Source organism: Salinimicrobium marinum (assembly GCF_014651535.1).
GTDB classification, from domain to species: domain Bacteria; phylum Bacteroidota; class Bacteroidia; order Flavobacteriales; family Flavobacteriaceae; genus Salinimicrobium; species Salinimicrobium marinum.
In genome coordinates this window covers 72199-97663 of record NZ_BMXB01000003.1, presented here as the reverse complement: position 1 = coordinate 97663, position 25465 = coordinate 72199, and the positions used below count along the sequence as shown (strand labels likewise).

The 25465-nt window shown below is 40.2% G+C and carries 18 protein-coding genes; 11 read left to right on the top strand and 7 right to left on the bottom strand.

What is annotated here, in order from left to right:
- Window positions 1–19: 19 nt before the first annotated feature.
- The 4 genes from IE056_RS06895 (at window position 20) to ribB (ending at window position 5706) form a co-directional block, all read left to right on the top strand.
- The gene (locus IE056_RS06895; protein ID WP_189603967.1) at window positions 20–2398 is read left to right on the top strand and encodes a DNA translocase FtsK; all 2379 of its coding nucleotides are present in this window, start codon (window positions 20–22) and stop codon (window positions 2396–2398) included.
- A 20-nt stretch (window positions 2399–2418) separates the two neighbouring features.
- Window positions 2419–3063 (top strand): outer membrane lipoprotein periplasmic chaperone LolA1, encoded by a 645-nt coding sequence (lolA1, locus tag IE056_RS06890; protein ID WP_189603966.1) that lies wholly within the window; start codon window positions 2419–2421, stop codon window positions 3061–3063.
- Window positions 3064–3138: 75 nt separating this feature from the next.
- Window positions 3139–4539, top strand: coding sequence for an LptF/LptG family permease (locus IE056_RS06885; protein WP_229793680.1), 1401 nt, complete (start codon window positions 3139–3141; stop codon window positions 4537–4539).
- A 30-nt stretch (window positions 4540–4569) separates the two neighbouring features.
- Window positions 4570–5706: a 3,4-dihydroxy-2-butanone-4-phosphate synthase gene (gene ribB, locus IE056_RS06880; protein WP_229793679.1), complete on the top strand. Its 1137-nt coding sequence runs from the start codon at window positions 4570–4572 to the stop codon at window positions 5704–5706.
- Window positions 5707–5803: 97 nt separating this feature from the next.
- On the opposite strand, the gene IE056_RS06875 is transcribed toward ribB, so the two are convergent.
- Window positions 5804–6433: an NAD(P)H-dependent oxidoreductase gene (locus IE056_RS06875; RefSeq protein ID WP_189603963.1), complete on the bottom strand. Its 630-nt coding sequence runs from the start codon at window positions 6431–6433 to the stop codon at window positions 5804–5806.
- 545 nt (window positions 6434–6978) lie between these two features.
- Between IE056_RS06875 and IE056_RS06870 the strand changes: the two genes are divergently transcribed.
- Window positions 6979–8010, top strand: coding sequence for a helix-turn-helix domain-containing protein (locus IE056_RS06870; protein WP_189603962.1), 1032 nt, complete (start codon window positions 6979–6981; stop codon window positions 8008–8010).
- A gap of 44 nt (window positions 8011–8054) precedes the next feature.
- Here IE056_RS06870 and IE056_RS06865 read toward each other — a convergent pair whose 3' ends face one another.
- From IE056_RS06865 to ku, 3 genes are all read right to left on the bottom strand, one after another.
- Window positions 8055–9248: a GAF domain-containing sensor histidine kinase gene (locus IE056_RS06865; RefSeq protein WP_189603961.1), complete on the bottom strand. Its 1194-nt coding sequence runs from the start codon at window positions 9246–9248 to the stop codon at window positions 8055–8057.
- A gap of 84 nt (window positions 9249–9332) precedes the next feature.
- Window positions 9333–11762, bottom strand: coding sequence for a DNA ligase D (gene ligD, locus IE056_RS06860; RefSeq protein ID WP_189603960.1), 2430 nt, complete (start codon window positions 11760–11762; stop codon window positions 9333–9335).
- A complete protein-coding gene (gene ku, locus IE056_RS06855) occupies window positions 11763–12539 on the bottom strand; it encodes a non-homologous end joining protein Ku (RefSeq protein ID WP_189603959.1) in 777 nt (258 codons plus the stop codon).
- Between the two features lie 332 nt (window positions 12540–12871).
- Here ku and IE056_RS06850 point away from each other — a divergent pair, with 332 nt between their 5' ends.
- Genes IE056_RS06850 through IE056_RS06840 form a run of 3 tightly spaced genes read left to right on the top strand, consistent with a single transcriptional unit; the run spans window position 12872 to window position 14812 of the window.
- Window positions 12872–13729 carry an SDR family NAD(P)-dependent oxidoreductase gene (locus IE056_RS06850; RefSeq protein ID WP_189603958.1) on the top strand — a complete coding sequence of 286 codons (858 nt, stop codon included), beginning with the start codon at window positions 12872–12874 and terminating at the stop codon, window positions 13727–13729.
- A gap of 32 nt (window positions 13730–13761) precedes the next feature.
- On the top strand, window positions 13762–14421 hold the full coding sequence (locus IE056_RS06845) for a flavodoxin family protein (protein WP_189603957.1): 660 nt from the start codon (window positions 13762–13764) through the stop codon (window positions 14419–14421).
- A 34-nt stretch (window positions 14422–14455) separates the two neighbouring features.
- On the top strand, window positions 14456–14812 hold the full coding sequence (locus IE056_RS06840; RefSeq protein WP_189603956.1) for a phage holin family protein: 357 nt from the start codon (window positions 14456–14458) through the stop codon (window positions 14810–14812).
- Window positions 14813–14893: 81 nt separating this feature from the next.
- On the opposite strand, the gene IE056_RS06835 is transcribed toward IE056_RS06840, so the two are convergent.
- A complete protein-coding gene (locus IE056_RS06835; protein ID WP_189603955.1) occupies window positions 14894–15682 on the bottom strand; it encodes a patatin-like phospholipase family protein in 789 nt (262 codons plus the stop codon).
- A 286-nt stretch (window positions 15683–15968) separates the two neighbouring features.
- Between IE056_RS06835 and IE056_RS06830 the strand changes: the two genes are divergently transcribed.
- The 3 genes from IE056_RS06830 to IE056_RS06820 all read left to right on the top strand — a co-directional run bounded on the left by IE056_RS06830 (window position 15969) and on the right by IE056_RS06820 (window position 18131).
- Window positions 15969–16319, top strand: a complete 351-nt coding sequence (locus IE056_RS06830) for a hypothetical protein (protein ID WP_189603954.1) — start codon at window positions 15969–15971, stop codon at window positions 16317–16319.
- Between the two features lie 85 nt (window positions 16320–16404).
- Window positions 16405–16911, top strand: coding sequence for a hypothetical protein (locus IE056_RS06825; protein ID WP_189603953.1), 507 nt, complete (start codon window positions 16405–16407; stop codon window positions 16909–16911).
- 206 nt (window positions 16912–17117) lie between these two features.
- A complete protein-coding gene (locus IE056_RS06820; protein WP_189603952.1) occupies window positions 17118–18131 on the top strand; it encodes a chemotaxis protein CheB in 1014 nt (337 codons plus the stop codon).
- A gap of 81 nt (window positions 18132–18212) precedes the next feature.
- Here IE056_RS06820 and IE056_RS06815 read toward each other — a convergent pair whose 3' ends face one another.
- Window positions 18213–22274 carry a CheR family methyltransferase gene (locus IE056_RS06815; RefSeq protein ID WP_189603951.1) on the bottom strand — a complete coding sequence of 1354 codons (4062 nt, stop codon included), beginning with the start codon at window positions 22272–22274 and terminating at the stop codon, window positions 18213–18215.
- Between the two features lie 575 nt (window positions 22275–22849).
- Window positions 22850–25300: an endopeptidase La gene (gene lon / locus IE056_RS06810; protein WP_189603950.1), complete on the bottom strand. Its 2451-nt coding sequence runs from the start codon at window positions 25298–25300 to the stop codon at window positions 22850–22852.
- Between the last annotated feature and the right edge of the window lie 165 nt (window positions 25301–25465).

Sequence of the window (25465 nt, the reverse complement as noted above, 5' to 3'; positions counted from 1 at the left end):
GAAAGACTTTAAAGCATCTATGGCTAAAAAGAAAGCTACAAAGAATAAATCCCCCAAAAAGGCCCGAAATTTTTCCTTCAAACTAAACCGGCAGCAAAAGGTAGTTTTAGGAAGTTTTTTAATGCTATTTGGGCTGGCACTGCTGGTGGCTTTCATCTCCTTCCTTTTTAACTGGCAGGCAGACCAAAGCACCTTAAGTGAATTTTCAAACAGAAACGTGGAACCCAGAAACTGGCTTAGTAAATTTGGTGCCAGTGTAAGTCATTTCTTCATTTATCAGGGATTCGGCGTGGCCTCTTTTGCATTTGCTTTCCTTACCACCCTCACTGGAATTTATCTCTTTTTTGGGTTCAAAAAAGCAGCACTGCAAAAATTCTGGTTCTGGGGAATCCTGGTGATGATATGGATGGCTGTATTTTTTGGATTTTTCTCAGCATCAAATCCATTGCTTGGAGGTACCGTGGGGTATGAAGTAAATGATTATCTGCAGGACTACATTGGCTTTACAGGAACAATCTTTTTACTTGCGTTTCTGCTCATCGTCTACCTTGTTGTCCGATTAAAAATAACTCCGGAGAAAGTGGCAGTGCTCTTCCGAAGAACGAGAAGTGAGATCTCAGAAGATTTTAATACTGCTCATTCTTCACAAAATAATTATGAACCTGAAGTAGAACCTTCAGAAGAAAAAGTTGCTCCTCTACAGGAAAAAAGTAAACCAGCCCCTACACCCGAACGCGAGGGCACCAGAAAGGAAGTTTCTGAAGAGAAGACTGCTCCTGCACCTTTAGTGATCAAATCTCAGGATAATCCCGATGATGTTGAAATGGAAGTATCTACTGCTGTGGAAGAGGAAGAGGAAGATGGCCTGAGTCAAAAACTGGTAAAGGATTTTGGGGAGTTCGATCCAACCCTGGAATTGAAAAATTACAAATTTCCAACCCTGGAATTGCTGAAAGATTATAATGCCAACGGTGGCGGGATCACTATAGACCAGGAAGAACTGGAAGAGAACAAAAACCGGATTGTAGATACCCTTAAAAACTACAAGATCGAGATTGCACAGATCAAAGCGACGGTTGGGCCAACAGTGACATTATACGAGATCATCCCCGAAGCAGGGATCAGAATCTCCAAAATCAAAAGTCTGGAGGATGATATTGCACTTTCGCTGGCTGCATTGGGAATAAGGATCATTGCACCCATCCCCGGAAAAGGAACGATTGGTATTGAAGTGCCGAACAAAAACAGCAGCATTGTTTCCATGCGATCTGTCATTGCCTCTCCCCGCTTTCAGAATGCAGAAATGGAGCTGCCGCTGGCTCTTGGGAAGACCATTTCCAATGAGACTTTCGTGGTTGACCTGGCAAAAATGCCTCACCTGTTGATGGCCGGTGCCACAGGGCAGGGAAAATCTGTAGGACTGAATGCTATTTTGACCTCCCTTCTATATTCCAAACATCCAGCGGAAGTCAAATTCATACTTGTTGATCCAAAAAAAGTAGAACTTACCTTATTTAATAAGATTGAACGCCATTATCTGGCGAAACTGCCAGATACCGAAGAAGCTATTATTACTGATAATAATAAGGTGATCAATACGCTGAATTCTCTTTGTATTGAAATGGATGAGCGGTATGAACTGCTGAAGAACGCAATGGTGAGAAACATCAAGGAATACAACGTCAAGTTCAAAGCCCGAAAATTAAATCCGGAGCATGGCCATAAATTTCTGCCGTACATTGTGCTGGTGGTCGATGAATTTGCAGACCTTATCATGACGGCTGGGAAAGAAGTTGAAGCCCCGATAGCCCGACTTGCACAGCTTGCTCGTGCCATTGGGATACATCTTATAATTGCCACCCAAAGACCTTCGGTAAATGTTATTACAGGGATCATTAAAGCCAATTTCCCCGCCAGAGTTGCTTTTAGGGTGACTTCAAAAATTGATTCCAGGACCATTCTTGACAGTCAGGGAGCAGATCAGTTAATAGGGAAAGGAGACATGCTTTTCACTCAGGGAAATACGTTGATCAGGTTACAGTGTGCGTTCGTGGACACTCCAGAGGTGGACCGCATCACAGAATATATTGGATCCCAAAAAGCTTATCCCGATGCACACCTTTTACCAGAGTACAGCGGTGAGGAAAGTGGCACAGGTATTGATATTGATGTGAGCGAGCGAGACAAGCTGTTCCGGGAAGCGGCCGAGGTTATTGTCATAGCCCAGCAAGGATCGGCTTCTCTGTTACAACGTAAATTGAAATTAGGCTACAACCGCGCCGGAAGAATTATTGATCAACTGGAAGCTGCCGGAATTGTAGGACCTTTTGAGGGCAGTAAAGCAAGACAGGTTTTGGTACAGGATATGGCAGAGCTCGATCAACTGTTGAGTGAATAAAAATATCAGAAAAAAAGAAAATGAAAAAGCTAGGAATTTTAATGATTGCCCTGTTTACGGCAACAATGGCGACCGCCCAGAATAATGATAAGGCAAGACAGCTTCTTAATGAGGTGTCGTCTAAAGTAGAAGACTATAACAACATCCTGATTGATTTTAAATATACCCTTGAAAATACTGCAGAAAATGTACAGCAGGAAACCCGCGGAGATGTAAGCCTTCAGGGGGAAAAATATGTACTTAATATCATGGGTACCACCCGTATTTTTGACGGAAAAAAGATTTATACCATTATTCCGGAAGATGAAGAAATAAACATTTCCACCTATGATCCGCAGGATGATCAAAGTATCACTCCTTCCAGGATGCTAACATTTTACAATGAAGGTTATAACTATAACTGGGATATTACACAGGATATCAAAGGACGAAAGATTCAGTATATCAAATTAACTCCTATGGATTCTAACGCAGAAATTAAAGACATCCTGCTAGGAATTGACGCACAAACAAAACATATTTATAATCTTATCCAGACTCAGGATAACGGAACTAAGATCACCATTACAGTAAAAGGTTTTAAAACAAACCAGCCACTGCCGGAATCTCTCTTTACCTTCAATGAGAACCGTTATAAAGATTTTTATATAAACCGTTTGGACTAGATTGCATTGAAGATCCTTGACAGGTACATATTAACGAGCTACTTAAAAACCTTTTTTTCGGTTTTTGTAATACTCATGTTCATATTTGTATTACAAACCATCTGGTTATACATTGGGGAGCTGGCAGGAAAAGATCTGGATTTTATGATCATCATGAAATTCCTGCTTTATTTTTCTCCCAAACTGGTCCCCCTGGTACTCCCTTTAAGTATTCTCCTTACCTCCATTATGACTTTTGGAAGTTTTGCAGAAAACTATGAGTTTGCAGCCATGAAATCTTCAGGAATTTCTCTCCAAAGAGCAATGCGTTCCCTTACTTTTTTTATTGTCCTTATAAGTGTTGTAGCTTTCCTGTTTGCCAATAATGTAATTCCCGCATCTGAATACAAATCGATTAACCTTCGAAAAAATATTGCCCAGATGAAACCGGCCATGGTGATTTCTGAAGGAGTTTTTAACGAGGTAGGTGATATTAATATTAAAGTAGATAAGAAATCGGGTGACAAAGATCAGTACCTTGACAACGTAATTATCCATAAGAAAAACAACCGCCGCAGTGGGAATTTCACTGTAATTAAAGCTACGGAAGGCGAGTTGGTAGGGAGTGAGGGTTCCAATATCTTAAGCCTGATCCTTACAGACGGAAATTATTATGACGAAGTACAATCCAGCTCCCCCAGAAGCCGGAGTAGTAAACCTTTTGCGAAAAGTTATTTTGAAGAATATGTAATCAACATCGATCTCTCCAATTTTAATGATGTGGATCTTGATGAAGAGCGTTACAGCAACTCTCATAACATGCTCAAGATCTCTGAGCTGAACCAGACCATCGATTCTTTTTCTACTGATTATAATGAGGATATGTCCAGGTTTTCCCAGGCCATGTATAGCCGGACAGGAATTTCCAATCTCGGCATTAATTCACGGTCTCGATCTTCCAGGGTAGAAGAACCCGATACGATTACTACCATTGATAAGAGCATCCTGGAATTATTTGATACCTACCGTTCCACCCAGGTCCTTAATCTTGCTATGGGGAATGTGAATGGGGCCGTTGCTTCACTCCAGGGCAAACGAAATGAATTTAAACAAGCAGAAAAGAGACTCAATAAATTTGAAATTGCACTGCACGAGAAGTATGTACTGGCTGTGGCCATAGTAGTATTGTTTTTTGTGGGGGCGCCATTAGGAGCCATCATCCGCAAAGGTGGAATGGGTTTACCCATGGTGATGGCCATTATGCTGTTTCTTACTTATCATTTTATCGGGATCTTTGCCAAAAACAGTGCAGAAGAAGGTACCATCAGCCCATTTCTGGCCACCTGGCTTTCTACTTTTATCATGTTACCAATAGGTATTTTCCTCACATACAGAGCTACTACAGATCAGGGACTGTTCAGTTTCAGCTCTTTCTTTGAACCCATTAAAAAATTACTGAAAAGAAAAGGTATAATGGGACGAAACAAACAAGATTAAATATCTTTGCTACCTGAAATGAAAACCTCCATGGAAAAAGAAATTCCCGTAAAGTTAAATAGCATAAAAGAAGCTATTGACGATATAAGGGCCGGAAAAGTAATTATTGTTGTTGACGACAAAGATCGCGAAAATGAAGGTGACTTCGTTGCGGCAGCCGAAAAAGTAACCCCGGAAATGATAAACTTCATGGCCTCCCACGGCCGCGGACTTATCTGTGCCCCCATTACCGAAAAGCGTTGTGAGGAGCTTAAACTGGAGATGATGGTAGGCAATAATACAGATCCCATGGAAACGGCTTTTACCATTTCCATAGATCTAAAAGGTCAGGGAGTAACTACCGGTATTTCGGCAGCAGACCGTGCAAAAACCGTTAAATCTTTAATAGATCCTCAAACCCGCCCCTATGACCTAGGCAGGCCCGGGCATATATTCCCGCTTAAAGCGAAAGAAGGAGGCGTGCTAAGAAGAACAGGCCATACCGAGGCTGCCATTGATTTCGCACGGCTTGCAGGATTTGAGCCCGCCGGGGTGATCGTGGAGATCATGAATGAAGATGGAACCATGGCGCGGTTACCTGAACTTATGCAGGTAGCCGAAAAGTTTGATCTTAAACTGGTTTCCATTGAAGATCTTGTGGCATACCGAATGCAGCACGACTCGCTCATCGTAAAAAAAGAAGATTTCGAGATCCAGACCCGCTTTGGAGCTTTCAGGTTAAGAGCATACCAGCAAACCACTAATAATCAGGTGCACATTGCCCTTAGTAAAGGATCATGGAAATCTGAGGAGCCAATTTTGGTCCGGGTAAATTCTACTTTGGTCAATAATGACATTCTTGGCACACTTACCAACGATGCTGATAAAAAGCTTGATTACATGTTCAAGGCTGTGAATGATGAAGGCCGTGGTGCTATTGTTTTTATCAATCAGGAAAGCCGCTCTTTGAATCTTTTAAACAGACTGGAAGAGTTAAAAACACTTCAGAAGCAGGGAGAAATGAAAGCGCCTCCTGTCATCATGGACGCTAAGGATTTTGGAATTGGTGCCCAGATTCTCCATGATTTGGAGATCCACAAAATCAGGTTACTCTCCAATTCAGGTCAGACCAAGCGTGTAGGTATGATTGGGTACGGACTTGAAATTACGGAATATGTCAATTATTAAAAACCAACGCTGAAAATTTACATTTCCTTTCTGGATACTGTAAATTTTCAGCGTTGGTCTCTTTTCAATTTTCAGGAGTTTCCTGAAGATTTATGTTTCAGAATTCTATAACTGTTTCCTCAAGAGGACGTCTTACCTTTTTAAATCCGGCGAACTGATCATCTGGTGCCCTGTAACCCACAGGTAGCACCAGAACAGATTTCAGGTTATGTTTATCCAGTTCCAGCAGCTCGTCATAACTTTCGGACTCAAAGCCTTCCATGGGGCAGGAATCAATCTCCTCTACTGCACAAACCGTAAGCAAAGTCCCCATCACGAGATATGCCTGATTGGTCGCCCAATCCTGAATTTCCTGTAGTGGTTTTCCCTTGAAATCTTCAATGAGAAAATTTTTAAAGGGAGATAGAACCTCTTCGGGAGTGTTACGTATTCTTCGTACATACCGAAAATAGTTTTCTATAAAGGTTTTCCCTATCTCCTTTTCAATGCAAATCACCAGAACGTGCGAGGCGGTCCCAATTTGTTTTTGATTATTAGAAAGCTGCATTAATTTTGCCTGCAATTCCTTGTTCTGTATTACAACAAGCTTAAGCGGCTGCAGACCATAGGAAGTAGCTGTGAGGTTAAATGCTCTTTTAAGAATATCTACCTTCTCTTCAGGTAAAATACTATCTGCATCGAATTTTTTAGTAGCATAACGCCACTGGAGTGCTTTAATGCTCTTCATGCTCATTTTCAATTTGTAGTCACAAAGGTATGAAAACCTTTTGGCTGAAAATAAGATGATTTATTCCTAAAAAAGTCTTTCCGGAAAAGAATTGAATTATAGAATAGCTATCATTATAAAATATCACCTGTTAAATCTTAGAAAGAACCGTTCTTACGGTCTTTCCTCTCTTTTACCACACCCTTAATTTTTTTAATAAGATAGAATGTAACTAAAAGCACGATAAGGACCTGAAGTCCCATGAGGAGATAATACAACGTCATAGAAATATTTTAATGATCACCGAATCCCGGAAACCTTAGAACCAAAATTGGCAAAAATATAACAAGTTCATTGCCGTTATTCAACTTTTTATTAAAACATATAACACAATTTTACAAGCACTATCCTGTGAAAATTCCTAGATTATATGAAGTTTAACGTTTTCAGAATTAGTGTTAGCCTTATAGACACAAAAGATAAAGGAGGTTTCCCACTAATAACCACAAGTAGTAATTTAGCGGGAGCAGAAAATTTTCTGTTCCTATCTAAGCAAAAAATTCTTAATGAAGATTATCACCAAAGCCTTACCTGTCGAGGACATTCTCCTGGACTTATCAAAACAGTTCAAAGCATCTATTGAAGAAGATGGCGGCGAATTCATGTTTTCAATTCCTGAAAAATACGGAGAGGGCTATATAAGAGGTAGCAGTTTTCAAACGGGTATAGGAATCATTGAATACCATTGTACTTTTTATACCGATTTAAAACTGGTCTTTACAAAAAATAAAACACATCCTTTAAAGTTCATTTTTTGTTCAAAAGGAAAAATAGACCATTCTTTTGAAAATGATGAGGAAAGGCATACCATAGATACCTATCAAAATATTATTGTTTCCAGTAGTGGCCAACTAGGTCATGTGCTGTTTTTTAAAGCCAATGAAACTGTTCATGTTTCAAGTCTGGAGATTGTTAGAAAAGACTTTAGCAAGCGATCCAACTATAAGTTCGAAGGGCTTGATGAAAAACTTAAACAGCTATTTAAAGATTCCGATGCCCAGGAGCGTTTTTTCTATCAGGGGAATTACAGTATCAAAGCTGCAGATATTGTAGAGGACATCAACAAAAAAGAATTCTCCGGTTTTATGAGATCAGTATTTTTGGAGGGAAAGTTACTGCAAATGCTGGTACTTCAGATATCGCAGTACCACGACGATACACAGCAGGAAAATCTTCCACAAATCTTAAGGCGCAGCGATGTGGAAAAGGTAAAGAAATCAGTAGATTTAATTAAAAGTGACCTAAGTAAGAACCATTCTGTTGAATATCTGGCAAAACAGGCCGGCACTAATGTAAACAAACTACAGGATGGTTTTAAGCATACTTACGGGCTCACGGTAAATAAATATATGCAACAGGAGAAACTGGAAGCAGCAAAAGAAATGCTTATCACATCGGATTATAACATTTCCCAAATAGTTCAACATATCGGACTCAATAACCGAAGCTATTTCTCCAAAATCTTTAAAGAAAAATATGGGGTAAATCCGAAGCACTTTTTAAATAACAGAATTACGAAAACCGAAGAAAAGATCTGATTTTTGCTTAAGCAGATTATTTATAATAATTTATTTTCAGGAGCCTAGCCATTAGATAACGGCAGTTCCACGATAAAAGAAGTACCTTTTCCAGCACCATCACTCTCCGCGTATATTTTTCCGTGGTGGGCTTCTACCAGTCTTTTTACAATAGAAAGTCCCAGCCCGGTAGAATTTTCTCCTCCAGTGGGCTGCGGGCTTAGAGAAATAAAAGGGCGAAACAGGTTTTTCATATCATCTTTGGTCAATCCCGGCCCTTCATCTACTACTTCAATAATGGCTTTTTCCCGGTACGTATCTACAATTACTTCTATTCTTTTTTTGTGAGGTGAATATTTTATAGCATTATTAATGAGGTTATCCACCACTTCTGTAAGCTTCTCCCGGTCTGCAAAAATTATACAGGTTTGCTTTACCGTCAATTTGAGCTTCTGCCCCTTTTTTCTGGCCAGGGTACTGTTTGAATCCACCACTCCTTTTACCAGTTTTTCTAATTGCACCGCTTTAAGCCTTAGCTGAACATGATCTGTTCCCACTTTGGGGCTTTCCAGGAGATCATTAATGGTTTTTGCCATTCTTTTTCCGGCCTCTTTAATTTGCCTGGAAATATCATCTATTGCATCGGGATTGTCTTTGTTCTGCATAATCATGTCTGCAAGTAAAGGCATGATCGATAAAGGATTTTTAAGGTCATGAGCTGCAGTACTCAATATTTGATGTTGATGCTTTACTGCAATCCTCGCCTTAAGGCGTAGTTCAATCTGGTTCATCACAAGATCTCCAAGGCTCTCAAGGATCTCTTTTTCTTCTGCATTTAAAGAGCGTGGCTGACGATCAATGACACATAAAGTACCAAGGTTAAATCCTTCCTGGGTTTTTAAAGGCACCCCTGCATAAAACTGAAGCCCGAAATCTCCGGCCACCAAAGGATTAGTCAATGTTCGGGGATCATTCCTGGCATCTTCCACTATATAAAGCTCATCTGTAAGTATAGCAGAAGAACACAATCCGGGATCTCTGGTAATTTCCTGAACATCCACTCCAAACCGGCTTTTAAACCAAATCCTGTCGGTATCCACCAGGCTCACGATAGAGATGGGAACCTTCAGCAATTTGGCTGCAAGTTTCGTAATCCGGTCAAAACTGCCATCAGGGGGTGTGTCAAGGATCTCGTACTTGTGGAGTACATTTATACGTTCTTCCTCTTTTATAGAGTAATTTTCATTAATTGATTCCATACCCTTCCTGAAGTTTCTCTTGTAAAGGTACAATTCTTAATGAAATCATAAAGGTTTATTAAATTTTTTCCTTTTGGGAAGAAATCAGGAGTTGGAAAGCGTATCAAGAGCCTGCTCAATATCTACTCCTTTTCCAATTGCACCTGTAAAAAGATCAGGGTGTTTTTCAATTCTTTCGGGCACCGTCTGAATATTAAAATCATGCATATCAAGCCCGGATTTTACCTCACTCCACTGTAAAGGTGTGGATACGGTAGCCCCCGGTTTGGGACGGGCACAATAGGGTGCAGCAAGAGTCTGGCCTTTTCGGTTCTGAAGAAAATCGAGGTAGATCTTTCCTTTTCGTTTCTTTACATTCCGTTCCATACTCGTAAGATCGGGTAGCTCTTCCTGAATAAAATAACACAGGATCTTTGTAAAATCACGGGCTTCTTCATACGTGTATTTTGCTCCCAGCGGAATGTAGATGTGGATTCCACTGGATCCGGAGGTTTTTACATGTCCTTCTATTTTTGCTCTGTCAAGCACATTTTTCGCTACCAGAGCAACTTCAATAACATCTGCAAAAGTGTTTTTATCTGAAGGATCGATATCAATGACCGTAAAATCAGGAAATAACAGAGAATCTTTCCTGGAGTTCCACGGATTGATCTCTATGCACCCCAGGTTTGCCATATAAATGAGGCTGGCTTCATTCTGACACATGATGTACTCAATTTCCTTATCATTGGATTTGGAATGCACCTTAAGCGTCTCAAGCCAGTGCGGAAAAATACCGGCAGTATCTTTTTGATAAAAACTCCCCTGTTTTATTCCGTTGGGATGACGGTGCAGGTTTTGAGGCCTGTCTTTCAAAAACGGAAGCATATATTCCGAAACCTTTAAATAATATTCTATAAGATCATATTTTCTCAATCCCGAATCGGGCCAGTAGATTTTCTCCAGGTTGCTAATAGGAACAGAGATCCCGCCAATCTCCAGTGATTCGGAAGTGTTTGTAGCAGCAGGTTTTTTCTTCGGAACTTTTACTTCTTTCTCCTTATCTATTTCCGAAGGAATTTTGTCCGATCGTAAACCTTTAAAAACCGGATGCCGCATGTGACCTGCTTTGGTCCATTCAGAAAATGTGGCTTCACAGATTAGTTGAGGATCAAGCCAGATAGCTTTTCTTCCTTTCAAATTAATCTTCTTTTTAAACGGTGATCCTTCGGTAATAAGCGGTTCAAATTTCCTGTGCAATTCTTTTCTCATTTCATCATCAAAACCCGTCCCGCAATTCCCTATGTAAACCAGCTCCTCCTGCTTGTACATTCCCAGGATCAAGGAACCAAACGGGAGGCTGCTCTCTTTAGGTTCTGTAAATCCGCAGATAAGTGCCTCCTGACTCTCAAAGGCTTTTATCTTTAACCAGTTGGAACTTCGGGTGCCGGGAACATATTCTGAAGTTGCTTTTTTTGCAATCACCCCTTCCATTCCTGCGTCTACTGCTTTCTGATAAAAAGATTTTCCCATCGTATCTATATGATCACAGTAAAATACCTGCGGAATATCTTCAATCACATCCTGAATAAGGCTTTTTCGCTCCAGCAGCGGCATGTGCATAATATTATGCCCGTTTAGGTACAGAATATCAAAGACATAGTACCGCAACTCTCCTATCGGCTCACTCTCGTAATTCTGAAGGTTCTGAAATTTTGGAAGTCCGTCCTCATCCAATGCCACGATCTCCCCGTCCAGGATCGTATCGTGTGGAATATCCTTCAGGTTTTCATAAATGGAAGCAAATTTCCGTTTAAACGAAATGCCGTTCCGGGAGTAGAGATCCACTTTCCCACCAGAAATATTAGCGAGGGCTCGGTACCCGTCCCATTTCAACTCGTAGATCCAATTTGCTTTATTAAAGATTTCCGAGGCTTTTGTTGCCAGCATCGGTTTGATAAGTTCATTGTTCTTAAGCTGTTTTACCTCTTTCTCTTCAGCAACAGAATCGTTGAAATTTTCTGCATCATAACTAAGGTCGGTTGAAAAACTGTCTTCTTTTTTGATCAGTAACCATTGATTTTTCTCCGCTCCCCTGTTGGTATGTACAAGGGCAAAAACACCCTTTACTTTGCTACCGTTAAATTTAAGTTTTAAATTTCCTTCCTCGAATTGTTCAAGTATGGTGCTTTCATCTCCTCCACTTGCAGATTCGTAAGTGCCTTCATCCCAGATCACCATTTCTCCTGCCCCGTAATTCCCTTTTGGAATGGTGCCATGGAACGTTAGGTATTTAATTGGATGATCTTCTGTTTGAATAGCCAGACGTTTATCTTCGGGATTCATTGAAGGACCTTTAGGCACAGCCCAGCTCTTCAAAACTCCTTCCATTTCAAGCCGAAGATCGTAATGTAAACGGGTTGCCCGGTGACGCTGAATGACGAACCTGAGCTTTCCTTTGTTCTTGTGGTATTTTGCTTCAGGTTCGGGCGTATTGGAAAAATTCCTCTTGCGAATATATTCTTCCAGTCCCATTTATGAAGCTTTATTTTTCTTCTTTTTTTCCAAACTCGCTTTCAGCTGTGCCATAAGATCTTTTGCCGGGGTGGGTTTGGTATCGAATTTCTCCACCTTGGTTTTCTTCCCTGATGTCTTGGCTTTAATGATCTTCAACAGCTGTTCATTATAGACATTCTTGTACTTATCAAAAGCAAAATCCTCGGTGTATTGTTCTATCAGGGATTTTGCCATGTCAACTTCCCGTTTGGAAACTTTGGTATCGGGCAGCTTAAGATCATCGGGATTTCTAATCTCATCGGCGAAGCGAATTACGTGCAGTACAAGCGCATTCTTATAAACACCCACTAGACTAAGATTTTCTTTTTGACGCATTACAAATGTTGCAACCCCAAGTTTTCCTGTATCCAGCAGTGCATTTTTCAGTAAGTTATAAGATTTCTCCCCATCCTTTTGAGGCTCCAGGAAATAGGGTTTTTTAAATAAAACATCCGCTACATCCTCTTCCTTAATGAATTCCTCAATATCTATGGTCTTGCTTTTTTTCGCGTTGGCCTGCTCAAAATCTTCATCGGCAAGCACCACGTAAGAATCATCCTGTTTATAGCCTTTGACGATATCCTTCCATTCCACTTCTTCTCCGGTGACTTCATTAACCCTTTTATACCTTATTCTCGCATGATCGCTTTTATCCAGCATATCGAGATCGAGCTTCCGGTCTTCGGAAGCAGAATATATTTTTACGGGAATTGTAACTAAGCCAAAACTGATGGATCCATTCCAAATTGATCTCATAAAAAGCCTTTTTTAAGGTTTGCAACATACAAGATAAAATTTATTGGACTGCCTTTGATAAGGATTAGCATAGTGTTAACGAATGAAGTCTCAAAAAGGCGGAGGTAATTTCCTTCAGCAAAAAGTATTTTTCCGGAGTAACGAATATTTCAGACAAAAACTGCGCAGGAAATTTCCCGGCTACCGTTAATCTTTAAATAAACTGTTTTAATTCTTTCTTAAACAGGTTTGAATCGGTTCTAAATCATTTTAACTTGGAATAAAGGGCTAAAAATCAAGGTTAGCCGGACGTAACGTCAGAATGAAATGAACCATCAAAATTCAGAATGAACATGAAAATATTAGATCAAAAAGTAGCAATAGTAACCGGTGGAGCAACCGGAATAGGAGAAGCAATTTCAAAAAGGTTTGCTCTTGAAGGGGCCAAAGTCCTGGTGGTAGGAATGCCACAGGATCCGGTGAAGGAAGTAATAGACGACATTAAGTATGCCGAGGGGGAAGCCCTTGGATTTTCGGCCGATATTTCTTCGGAAGAAAATGCCAAAGAAGCCGTAGAAACCGCAGTAAGAAGATTTGGACAGCTGGACATCCTCATTAACAACGCTGGTGTATATCCGGAAGTAGGTACTGTGGACAACTTCTCTACAGAAGCTTTTGATAATTTACTAAAGAACAATCTGCGCACCACCTTTTTAATGACCAAATATGCTATTCCGTATTTGAAGAAAACCAGAGGTTGTATAGTTGCAGCAGGATCAGAATCCGGTAAAGTGGGAATTCCGGAGATCACTCCTTACGGAGGAACCAAAGGATTTATCCATGCGTTTATAAAAGGAGTTGCCGTCGAGCAGGCCAAAAACGGAATAAGAGCAAACTGCGTTGCACCGGGGCCAATAGATACTGCCTGGACACATAAAGAAACCAGCGATATTGACAAAAAAATTGAGAAAACCATGGTGAAAGCTACGCCACTTGGCCGCCGCGGAACTCCGGAAGAAATTGCAAATGTGTACCTGTTCCTTGCTTCTGATGAAGCATCGTACGTTACAGGTGCGATTTATGACGCCGATGGAGGAATTACTATTGCAAAAGGCCCTGTAGGTTCTGAAGTTCCTTCTAAGCTTAAAAAGAAGCCAAAAGATAAACTTAACCTAAAACATAAAAAAGAAGGAGCCACAGAGCTGAGATAAATTAATATAAATCATTAAAACATTATACAGAGATGGCCTTAAAAGCATTATTTTTAAACTGTACCCTGAAAAAGTCACCGGAAACCTCTAATACAGAAGCCTACATTAGCAATGCGAAAAAGATCTTTCGCGAACTGGAGGTGGAAACCGAGAGTGTTCGGGTAGTCGATTATAATTTAAGTTTTGGAAATACGTCAGATGAAGGTGACGGCGATGAATGGCCGAAAATCCTTCAGAAGGTAAAAGAAAGTGATATTGTGATCATTGCCACTCCTATTTGGCGTGGCGACCGAAGCGCGGTAGCTAAAGTCGTGGCAGAACGCTTTGACGGAATCTGGAATGAAGCCGACGAAGAAACGGGTCAATATCCCACTTTTAATAAAGTGGCGGGAGTCATGGTAGACGGTAATGAAGATGGTGCGAAAAAGGCTATTTCCAGTATTTGTTTTGACCTTTCGGAGCATGGATTTTCCCTTCCGGTGAATGCCTTTAGTTACTATGTAGGCAAAGCGGGCCCGGGTCCGGCTTATATTGAAGCAAACGGGGATAAACATTTTTTCACCAACAGAACACTATATCTCATGGTGTACAACCTCGTCCACCTGGCAAATACTTTGAAGGAAAACCCTTATCCTACCAATGTAAATGAGCTTGCTGAAAAGGCGAAAAAGATAAGTTATACTGAAGAGTAAAAAAGCTTATTAACAACTAATTAAAAATAACTATATGATCGACTGGCTTATTCACATTGTAATTGATGCAGGAGTACTTTTACTGGCGGCCAAATATATGCCCAAGGTAGAATTAAAAGGTTTTAAAACGGCTCTTATTGTAGCACTAATGATTGGGGTGCTCAGTTTCTTTTTAAGCTGGATACTTACTTTGATCCTTAATATCGCAACCCTCGGAATTTTTTATTTCCTTGGAATAGGATTTATTACCAGGATTATCGCCTACGCAATTATTATTGAACTGGCAGATAAATTTAGTTCAGATTTTAAAACGCGCGGTTTTGCACCGTCTTTGTGGCTGGCAATAATACTTGCTGTCGTGGCAGCCATAATTGATGCCATTATCCTGTAACTAAGAATCGAAAAGGATTCTGTTAAACCCACCACTCCCAGAAAATATGGGAGTGGTGGGTTTATTTATATTCTGTAATTCTTAAACAAGCTCCTTCACCGGTAATTCTCCAGATTCTATCATCTTTATGGTATGCTCATATCCTGCCTGAATAATTTCTTCAATCTTGCTGAAGTCGAAAAGAGTGAAATTCTGCATTTCGGGAGGATCAATGACATAATCACATAACTCCATTTCGGGTTTTGCGTTTTGAGTTATTCCCAGGTTTACAGCTCGTTCCATGATTCCTTTAGGCCCTGTAAATCCATCCTTGGATCCGGGGAAATTTACGTGCGCCCCAATTAAAATACGGCACTTATCCCGGATTGCCGATGCCGGTAGATTACACATAAGTCCGCCATCCACATAATTTACATTCTCTATGACCATTGGTGAAAAAACACCTGGCACCGAACAGCTTGCTATCAAATAATCATACAGGGATCCGCTGCTGCGAATCTCCTTATCTGCTGTATTAAGATTGGATAGTCCCAGGTAAAATGGCTTTTTCAACTGAGAAAAATCATCTTCCGGAATATATTTTTTGAGTACCCCTTTCAGCTTCTCCATTTTTAACAAGCCCGTTCTTTGCCACGAAAAGCCCGTGACCTTTGAAAAAGATTCCCGCACAAGGATTTCCCTGATTTCCGCCGGCGAATATCCCGCAGCATAAAGTACGCCCACCACTGCACCCATACTTGTTCCGGAAATGATTTCCGGTTCAATGCCATGCTCTGCCAATGCTTTTAAAATTCCTACATGTGCATATCCCCGCGCACTACCACCGCTCAATGCGATTCCTATATTATGTTCGTATTTCTTGCCGAACAACCTCCTAAAGTTGAATTTTGATTTGATAATTATTAGTTCGTTACTTGTTAGTACCTTAAATTATAGTGATTTTTTAGAGCCGGAAAGTTATCACTTTACTTCTTCTGAAATAAGATTTTTATAGCATAATTCATTCCACTTCATACTATTTGAAACGATGGAATAATTGTTTTTTTAATGACAGTAGGCCAATTAATTACAGCCCGATATGGCAAAATAATATTTTTCCTAGCCTTAAAAATTTCCTGAAATTTAACATGAATATATACTACATTTGAACATGAAAATGAAGATCACTATAAATTTAACGGGGCTTCTGCTGACATTCCTTTTATTGGTTTGCAGTAGCAACAGTTTTGCCTTTGCTAAGGATTCTATAGTTGATCTTTCTGAAATGGTTTCTGAAGAAGAACCAGATTCATTTTCTTCAGAAATAACCGGAATTCCCTACAGTTTTTCCGATTCCACATTAACAAAATCGGGAGCCGAACCCGGTGTGAATTTTCCTGGATCAGGTAATGTTACCTATTGCTGCAGCGAAGCAGTTTCCGGGATAACTTATTTTAGGTATTCAAAAAGTATTTCCCCTTCTCTGGGAATACCTGAAATTATATTTCCATTCCACGTCTTTTTTTAAGTTAGAACAGAATTCCGTAGCCGAAAAACTCACGGCTTTAATTCTCACTATACAGGACATTTGTTCAACTTAAATAAATACAAACATGAAAATAGACATATGGATCGTGGATCTTGCTGTAATAGCTTCTGTGGTCATACCTTATATATTATTAATTATTGCAGGTTTTAATGAAACAAAAACCCGGCAAAAAAAGTTTCTTCAAGAAGCTGGCAAAAACCAGATGGTACCCAGCGAAACAGACCACTGGAACCTCAACACCATTGGCATTGATCGTAACCTGCAGAAATTGTTATTCGTACAACAAAGTCCAAAAGGTGACAGGATAGAGTATTACGATTTAAAAAACATCAGGAAAAGCACGATTGTGAGTACCACAAAATCTATCAGGATAAATGACAAAGTGGAAGAGGTACTACAGAGGATCGATCTTGAATTTGAAGGTAGCTTTTCAGGAGAAAAACAACTCCTCAACCTCTACGACTGTGATTTGACCTATTCCCAGGATTATGAATTAGCACATGCGCAAAAGTGGAATGAGATCATTAATGCTGCTTTAAGTTATAAACCTACTATGAATTCTGCTGCGTAGAACCACAGGAACATGTCTTACTTAAAAGGTTGTCTTAACAGGCAACCTTTTTTATTGCCTGCTACTATGCTCGTGATAACTCAAAAATTAATCTCCCGGCAAGATTAAGAAAGTTTTAGTATGTATAAAAGCAGCAATTTCAATACGATGCAGTAACTTATCTTTTGGGTCAAAAATTATTAGACGCATAAAACTAAAAGAACAACATGAGTGATCTAAGAAATATTATTGTAATTGGCTCCTCGGCAGGAGGGATTCCTGCAACAAAAAAAGTGATCAATGGACTTACCGATAAAATGGACCTAGCAGTGGTTGTGGTCATACATGTCTCGCAAAGATCCAGAAGCGAAAAAATTGCCGGTATTTTTCAAAACAACACCTCATTACATTGCGAAGTTGCAGCCAACGGAATGCCTGTTGAAAAAGGACATTTATATGTGGCACCACCCGAACATCAGTTAATGGTTAAAGATGATATCCTAATCCTTAATCATGGGCCGCATGAAAACAAGTACAGGCCCTCTATAGATGTCCTTTTCCGTTCTGCTGCGGTGAATTATGGCAACCGGGTGATCGGAATTATACTAACTGGGCTATTCGAAGATGGCACTTCCGGTATGTCTGCGATTAAACGTAGCGGTGGCCTCTGTATCATTCAGGATCCTTCAGAAGCTGAGTTTTCGGATATGCCCCGTAGCGTCAAAAATAAGATTACGGTAGATTATGAGGTCAGGCTTCAGGATATGCCCAACATCCTGGAAGATATTTTAAATAAGCCTCTTCCTCTCCAAAAGCTTATTCCAAGAGAGCTGCAAATAGAGGCTGAAATAACAGAAAAAATGATGAGCAATATTGACGAAGTTAAAAAAATAGCAGATCACAGTGATTTCGTATGCCCCGACTGTGGCGGCGGACTGTGGAAAATAAAGAATGATCCTACCCACCGTTACAGGTGCCATACAGGACATGTTTATACAGAAAATCTACTAAAGGAGCTACAGGATCAAAATATTGAGGAATCTATCTGGGTTTCTATTCGTATGCTGGAAGAGAAAGAAAACCTCCTGCTGTTAATAGCAAAAAGGCAAAATGAAGAAGGTGAGGAAGAAATGTCTTCCATTAATCTGGGACGACTGAATGATACCAGAAAACATATCGACAGGCTCAGATCTCTTCTTTCAAAACTGAACGAAGACCTGCACAGGAAATCTGCCAATTAACTGATTTTCCTCTTTTTTCTTTAAAAAAGCTCCCTCAGGTTGAAAAACCTAAAGGAGCTTCTTTATTTCAGAGATTAATTTTTAACTTTTTTCAGAAGAAAATTTTTGTTTGTAAGGCAACACAAAGGTAAAAACCGAGCCCTTGCCCAATTCACTTTCCAGGGAAATTGTGCCTTTATGTCTCTCAATAATTTCGTGAGCCAGGAACAATCCAATTCCAAGTCCGGAATAGGTCTCTTCATTTTTACCTGCCACCCTGTGGAATCTCTTAAAGATTTCCTTTTGATCTAGAGGACCTATCCCGATTCCTTTATCTTTCACACTCACCGCTACTTTATGGTCTTCAGTTTCGTGAATAATGACTTCTACACCTTTATTTTCCGGAGAGTATTTTATGGCATTTGTAATAAAGTTAATGATTACCTGCCCTATCCGGTCTTTATCGGCATTTACAGTGTATTTCAGCTCCTGATGAAGGTTAATATGATGCACAGTACTGGTACTGGAAATGTCCTTTACAGTGTTCTCCACCAGTTTATTTAAGCTGAAGTTTTCTTTCTTGAATTGAAGGCGGTTGTCCTCAATTCTTGAAAGGTCAAGCATTTCAGAAATCAGTCTTGTAAGTCGGCCTATCTGGTCATCTATTCTTTCCAGCGAATTTTTTAGCGGCAGTGCATTTAAGGACTGATTTTTTTCTTCCTCAAGGATCCTTAGCAGTAATTGCACATAGCCTTTAATGGAAGTTACAGGGGTTTTAAGTTCATGGCTCACCAACTGAAGAAACCCTTCTTTTCTCTTTTCTTCTTCTTTAATATTTTCAATTTGGGTGGTGGCGCCTATCCACTGCTTTATCTTTCCTCTCTCATCCCTCACCGGAACCGCCCTGAACAGATGCCATTCATACTCTCCTTTTCTCCCAATGCAACGCAATTCGGTTTCGAATTTGCAGCCGGTTTTCATAGATTTTTTCCACTTATGCTGCACCTCTTTCTTTTCATCGGGATGCAGTAATTTCATCCATCCACTCTTAACCAGCTCTTCGTGGCTAAGGCCAGTGTAATCCAGCCAGCTTTTATTGTAATAAACCATATTACCCTCTGCATCTGCATGAGTTACTTTTTCCGGAACCAGCTCGGCCAACTCTCTAAAATGTTCCACGTTCTTTTTCAATGCCTCCTGGGCTTCCTTCTGCAATTCAATATTGGTATAGGAACCAAACCACTTTACAATTTCACCTTCAGCATTGTACAACGGCAATGCTTTGGCAAGAAACCAGTTATAAACTCCTTCTGTACTTTTTAATCGGTACTCCATCGAAAAAAGTTCCCCTGTTTGCAGGCTTTTGTTCCAGGTTTCCAGCACTTCGTGCAAATCATCTGGATGAACAAAATTGAGCCATTTATCCTGTACACTTTCGCCGGGAGTCGATCCGGTATATTGATTCCATTTTGGATTAAAGTATTCAAATTTTCCTTCCTGATTAGTGATCCACATTAACTGCGGTATCGTTTCGGCTAAAAGCCTGAACTTAATTTCACTTTTCTCAAGAGATTTTTCTGCTATTCTCCTGTCGGTGATATCCCCAAAAACCAGCAATATCAATTTTTCACCACCTTCTTCCCGTCTTATTTCCCGTGCGTTGATCACCATGGTGCGTTCTCCAAGACCTGGAAAGTCATGGGTGATTTCATAATTTGAAATAATAGATTTCTCCTGAAGGATCTTTTCCAGCAATTTTCTTAATCTGGGAATGTTCCACTGCTTATTCTTAAAATCGAAAAGGAATTTATCTTCTACTTCAGTTTCATTGGTATTGAAGGTTTTATAAAAAGTATTGTTACCAGATCTAATCCTTAAATCCTTATCCAAAACTACCCACGGTTCCCGTACGGTCGCAAGAATGTCTACTGCAAAATCCCTTGCTGTCGTTAAATTCTTATTTAATCCCAGTAACTCCTGGTTTACACTTATTAATTCTTCGTTGGTGCTTTGCAGTTCTTCTTTACTGGTTTCCAGCTCCTCGTTTAGAGTCTGCAATTCTTCACTACCGCTTTGCAGTTCCTCATTGGCACTTTGAAGTTCTTCGTTGGTAACTTCCTGATCTTCGGTAATGCTCCGCATATCTTCACGGGCCTGTGCCAAATCTTTTTCCAGCTGCTCGATACGGAGATCTCTTTCATCTGTATGCTCCTTGTCTGCAGTTATTTTGTAACTGTTCCTTATAATATTAGACAATCTGGAATCTGTTGCAGGATCGTGAAAAAGTATTAAAAAATGAGGATCTGCAAGATTAGGTAAAGGAATTGCTTCTATAGAGATAAACCGCTGTCCCTCTGCTTCCTCTAAAGGAATATTTTCTTTTATAAGAGCCCGCTGCTCTTTTTTTACATGATGAATGATCGTACGAAGTTCAAAAGCCAGCCCCGTTTTAGCCATTCTTAAAAGGTTAAGACTTGGCTTCCCTGCCTGTGGTTCCAGGTAAGCCCCGGTACGACCTCTAAAATGAACAATTTCCATGGCTTCATCTATCACGACTCCGGCAGGGGTATATTTACTTAAAATTACATCATCTGCAGTCCTTTGAAAATCCGTTCGCACATTCTCCTTTTTAGTCGCATTATTAAACTCCCTGAAATGATCTTCATTTCGCCTGCTGGCAACCTGCATGAAGTTTCCACGTTTATCCTTTCGAATGAAGATTTTATCCTTCTTCTCCATTGGACCAAATAGATCGGGTGCATTGCTGGTAGTTTCAGATTTTCCGAGGAGTAAATATCCTTTTTTCTTTAAAGCATAATGAAAAGTCGTCAATGCTTTCTTCTGAAGGTAAGGCTGCATGTAAATCAGTACATTCCGGCAGGTGATTATATTCATTTTTCCGAAAGGCGGATCCTGCAAAAAATTATGATAGGCAAAGACACACATCTCCCTGACCTCCTTCTTAATTTGATATTCACTATCTACCCGGTTAAAAAACCTTTTTACCCTGTCGGAACTAAGGTTTTCCATTTCCGATTTCTTGTAGATCCCGCTCCGTGCTTTTGCAATAGCTTTTTCACTAATATCTGTAGCGAAAATCTGGATCTTTTCCTTACTGTGACCATCCCCCAGAAACTCCAGGAGGCACATAGCTAAAGAATAGGCTTCCTGCCCGGTACTACAACCTGCCACCCATATTCTTATAGCTTCATCTTTTTTTCTTTCCTCGTGTATAAGCGGAAAAACCTTTGCGCACAGATTACTGAAAACATCCATATCGCGGAAAAACTCGGTTACAGGAATTAACAAATCCTGATGCAAAACATCCTGTTCACTGCTATTCTCCCTTAGAAAATTTAAATATTCCAAAGGTGATTTATTGTTACTAAGCGCCATTCTGCGAAGAATTCTTCTTCGAATGGTCGTCTGCTTATAATAGGTGAAATTCGTTTCTTTTCTTACTCTTAGCAGCGCCAGGATTTGCTTTAAGACTTTGCCATCTTCCTCCTGAATCTGTTTTTCCTCCCCGACATTTTTATATATTCTTTCTACCACTTCAATAATCTTTGAAGGAATTTCATTTGGAGGAAGCACAAAATCAACCACTCCTTCTGTAATGGCACTTTTTGGCATCGCAGCATATTCAGCCGATTCTGTTTCCTGGGCAAAAGTAATTCCCCCTGCCTCTTTGATGGATTTTAATCCGGCAGTTCCATCCTGTCCGTTTCCTGTCAACACCACTCCAATGGAGTGAGATCCATGCACCTCTGCAAGGGATTTAAAAAACAGATCAATGGGAAGATGCAGGCTTTTGTCGGTTTTATCTGTTCTGGGACTTAGTTCCAAAGTTCCATCATTTGACATCAATGCTTTGTTGCTGGGAATGATGTAGATCGTATTTGGTTCCACCTTTACCTCATCAGTAATCTCCTTCACCGGAATTTCTGTTGCCTTTTGCAAGAGTTCAGGAAGAAGACTATTATGACCAGGGTCCAGGTGCTGCACCAGAACATAAGCCATCCCCGAATCTTCAGGAATAGCCTGTAAAAAAGCTTTAAAGGCTGCAAGCCCTCCCGCCGAGGCTCCTACTCCAACCACTGGAAAGATGTTCGCCGATTTTTCCAGCGTTTTATTTATATCAGACCTGCTATTTTGTTCTGTCATATGGTAATTAGGTGTAATCTTTTCTATAGTAATGAAAAGTTACCATAAAAATAGCTGTAATGTAGTATTAAATTAGGTTTTTTAATACGTGATACAAAATCATATACAATCTTTTAATAAGCTGAGAATCTTGGTTAAAAGATTCTCCTGTAAAATAACCAGGCGACCCTTTTCATTAGCCGTGTCCTACATATGCCTACAACAAAAAATCTTTACTTTTTTACAATGAACAGCCGCACACTTTTCATCGGAACCTTTAGCATTTAAATCAGCGGAATCGTTATTATTTAATCCTAACGCTTTCCCTTATGAATTCGGGGAGTACCGGAAAAAATTAATTATGCTTAAAAATATAGTAATAAAAGCAGTAGGCAAATCTTTTAAGCAGTAAAAAGTTCGTTTGTCATAGATATTCCTGTGCCTTTATCCTCTGGAGAATCATTTTATATCATACTCCTCGCCAACTTTATCATACAACCTGCACTACAAGCCCAAGGATCATTCTCTATTTTACCGGCTCATACTACTAACGCTAAAGCATAAAAAACCCCGGTAAATCCGGGGTTTTTTATGCTTCAGAGTGTTTTAGGATTTTCAACCTTTTCTTTCAATATCGCCAGGTCTATCACTTCCCGCATTTCCTTTACGAAATGGAAGGTCATCCCTTTTAAATATTCCTCTTTGATTTCCTTGATATCACGACGGTTCTCCTCACAAAGTATAATTTCCTTGATGTGTGCCCTTTTTGCCGCGAGGATCTTTTCTTTAATTCCGCCTACAGGAAGTACTTTTCCTCTAAGGGTGATCTCACCCGTCATTGCGATGCTCTTCTTCACTTTCCGTTGCGTGAATAGGGAAACCAGTGATGTAAGCATCGTGATACCTGCACTTGGTCCATCTTTTGGCGTGGCACCTTCCGGAACGTGAATATGGACATTATATTTTTCAAAGATCTCCGGGTCTACTCCAATATCTTCAGAATTTGCCTTTATATATTCCATGGCAATGGTGGCAGATTCCTTCATTACTTTCCCGAGGTTTCCGGTAATATTCAGGTTTCCTTTACCTTTGGAAACGATCGATTCAATAAAGAGGATATCACCTCCAACCTGGGTCCAGGCCAGGCCTGTAACCACTCCGGCTACATCATTATTTTCATATTTGTCACGCTCCATCTTTGGACTTCCAAGAATATCCAGAATATCCTCGTCTTTCAGTTTCTTGTTATACTCCTCATCCATTGCAATATGCTTGGCCGCATATCGTACGGTTTTTGCAATTTGTTTCTCAAGACCCCGTACCCCCGACTCACGGGTGTAACCTTCCACTATCTTTTCCAGTTGTTTTTTTCCAACCTTGAGGTGCTCCTTGGTAAGACCGTGTTCTTCCAATTGCTTCGGAAGTAAATGCTGCTTGGCAATTTCTACCTTCTCTTCGATGGTGTACCCGGTAACATTAATAATTTCCATTCTGTCCCTCAACGCCGGCTGAATGGTATTCAAACTATTGGCCGTTGCAATAAACATGACTTTTGAAAGGTCAAAAGGCATCTCCAGGAAGTTATCATGGAACTCATTATTCTGCTCGGGATCCAGAACTTCCAGCAAGGCTGAAGATGGGTCGCCACTATGGCCAACACTTAATTTATCGATTTCATCCAATACAAAAACAGGATTACTGGTTCCTGCTTTTCTAAGGCTCTGAATAATCCTTCCAGGCATTGCACCCACATAAGTTTTTCTATGCCCTCTAATTTCAGCTTCGTCACGAAGTCCGCCAAGAGACACGCGTACATATTCTCTTCCCAAAGCTTCGGCCACAGATTTACCTAAACTTGTTTTTCCAACTCCCGGAGGTCCGTACAGACAAAGGATCGGAGATTTCATATCATTCCTGATCTTTAATACCGCAAGATATTCAATGATCCTTTTCTTGACATCGTCCAGTCCGTAATGATCCCGGTCCAGGATTCTTCTGGCTCGTTTAAGATCAAATTTATCCTTACTAAATTCATCCCAGGGCAATTCCAGGAACAGGTCCAGATAATTCCGCTGAATAGAATACTCGGCCACCTGCGGATTCATTCGCTGCATCTTAGCGAGCTCCTTTTCGAAATGTTTCTGGATATTTTCACCCCATTTCTTCTTTTTGGCTCTCTCCCTCATTTCTTCCACTTCCCCTTCGTGAGAAACACCTCCCAGCTCTTCCTGGATCGTCTTCATTTGCTGGTGAAGGTAATACTCCCGTTGCTGCTGGTTCATATCACTCTGCACCTTGGACTGAATATCGTTTTTAAGCTCCAGTTTATGGAACTCCATATTCATATATTTCAGAGTTGCCAGTGCACGGTCTTTAAGATCATTTGTTTCGAGAAGTTTCTGTTTTTCCTCTACCGACAAATTCATGTTCGAAGACACGAAATTGATAAGAAAAGAAGGACTTTCAATATTCTGAATAGCAAAAGAAGCTTCCGAAGGAATATTTGGACTGTTCTTGATGATCTCAAGAGACAGGTCTTTGATAGACTCTATAATAGCTGCAAATTCTTCATTGTCTTTTGCAGGACGGGCTTCAGCAACTTCGGTAATCTTAGCCTTTAAATAAGGTTTCTCAGAAATTACTTCGGCAACTTTAAATCTCTTTTTCCCCTGAATGATAACGGTTGTATTTCCATCGGGCATTTTTAAAACGCGAAGGATTCTCGCTACTACCCCCGTTTTGTTGATATCCTTTACTCCGGGATTTTCAACTTTTTCGTCTTTTTGAGAAACAACTCCAATAACTTTACTGTCGTTATTGGCTTCATTAATCAATTTAATGGAAGCATCCCTGCCGGCAGTGATTGGTATCACCACGCCGGGGAAAAGCACCGTATTCCGCAAAGGAAGGATCGGTAACACTTCGGGTAAGTTTTCTTTATTAATTTCTTCTTCATCTTCAGGAGTCATCAAAGGGATCAATTCTGCATCCTCATCTATTCCCTGTAATGACATATTGTCAAAATTTGTAAATTTTGTTCTGGCCATATCTTTATTTAAGTCAAACTGTCACTGCAGTTATTTGTACTACTTTTAAACCTACCTGTAAAAACAGCAACCCGGCTGAAAAATAGCAGGTTTACGCAGGCTTTCCCTGCATTATTTCAATTGTTATGCCAACCAAACTAAAAAAATTAAAAAGAAATTTTCCTA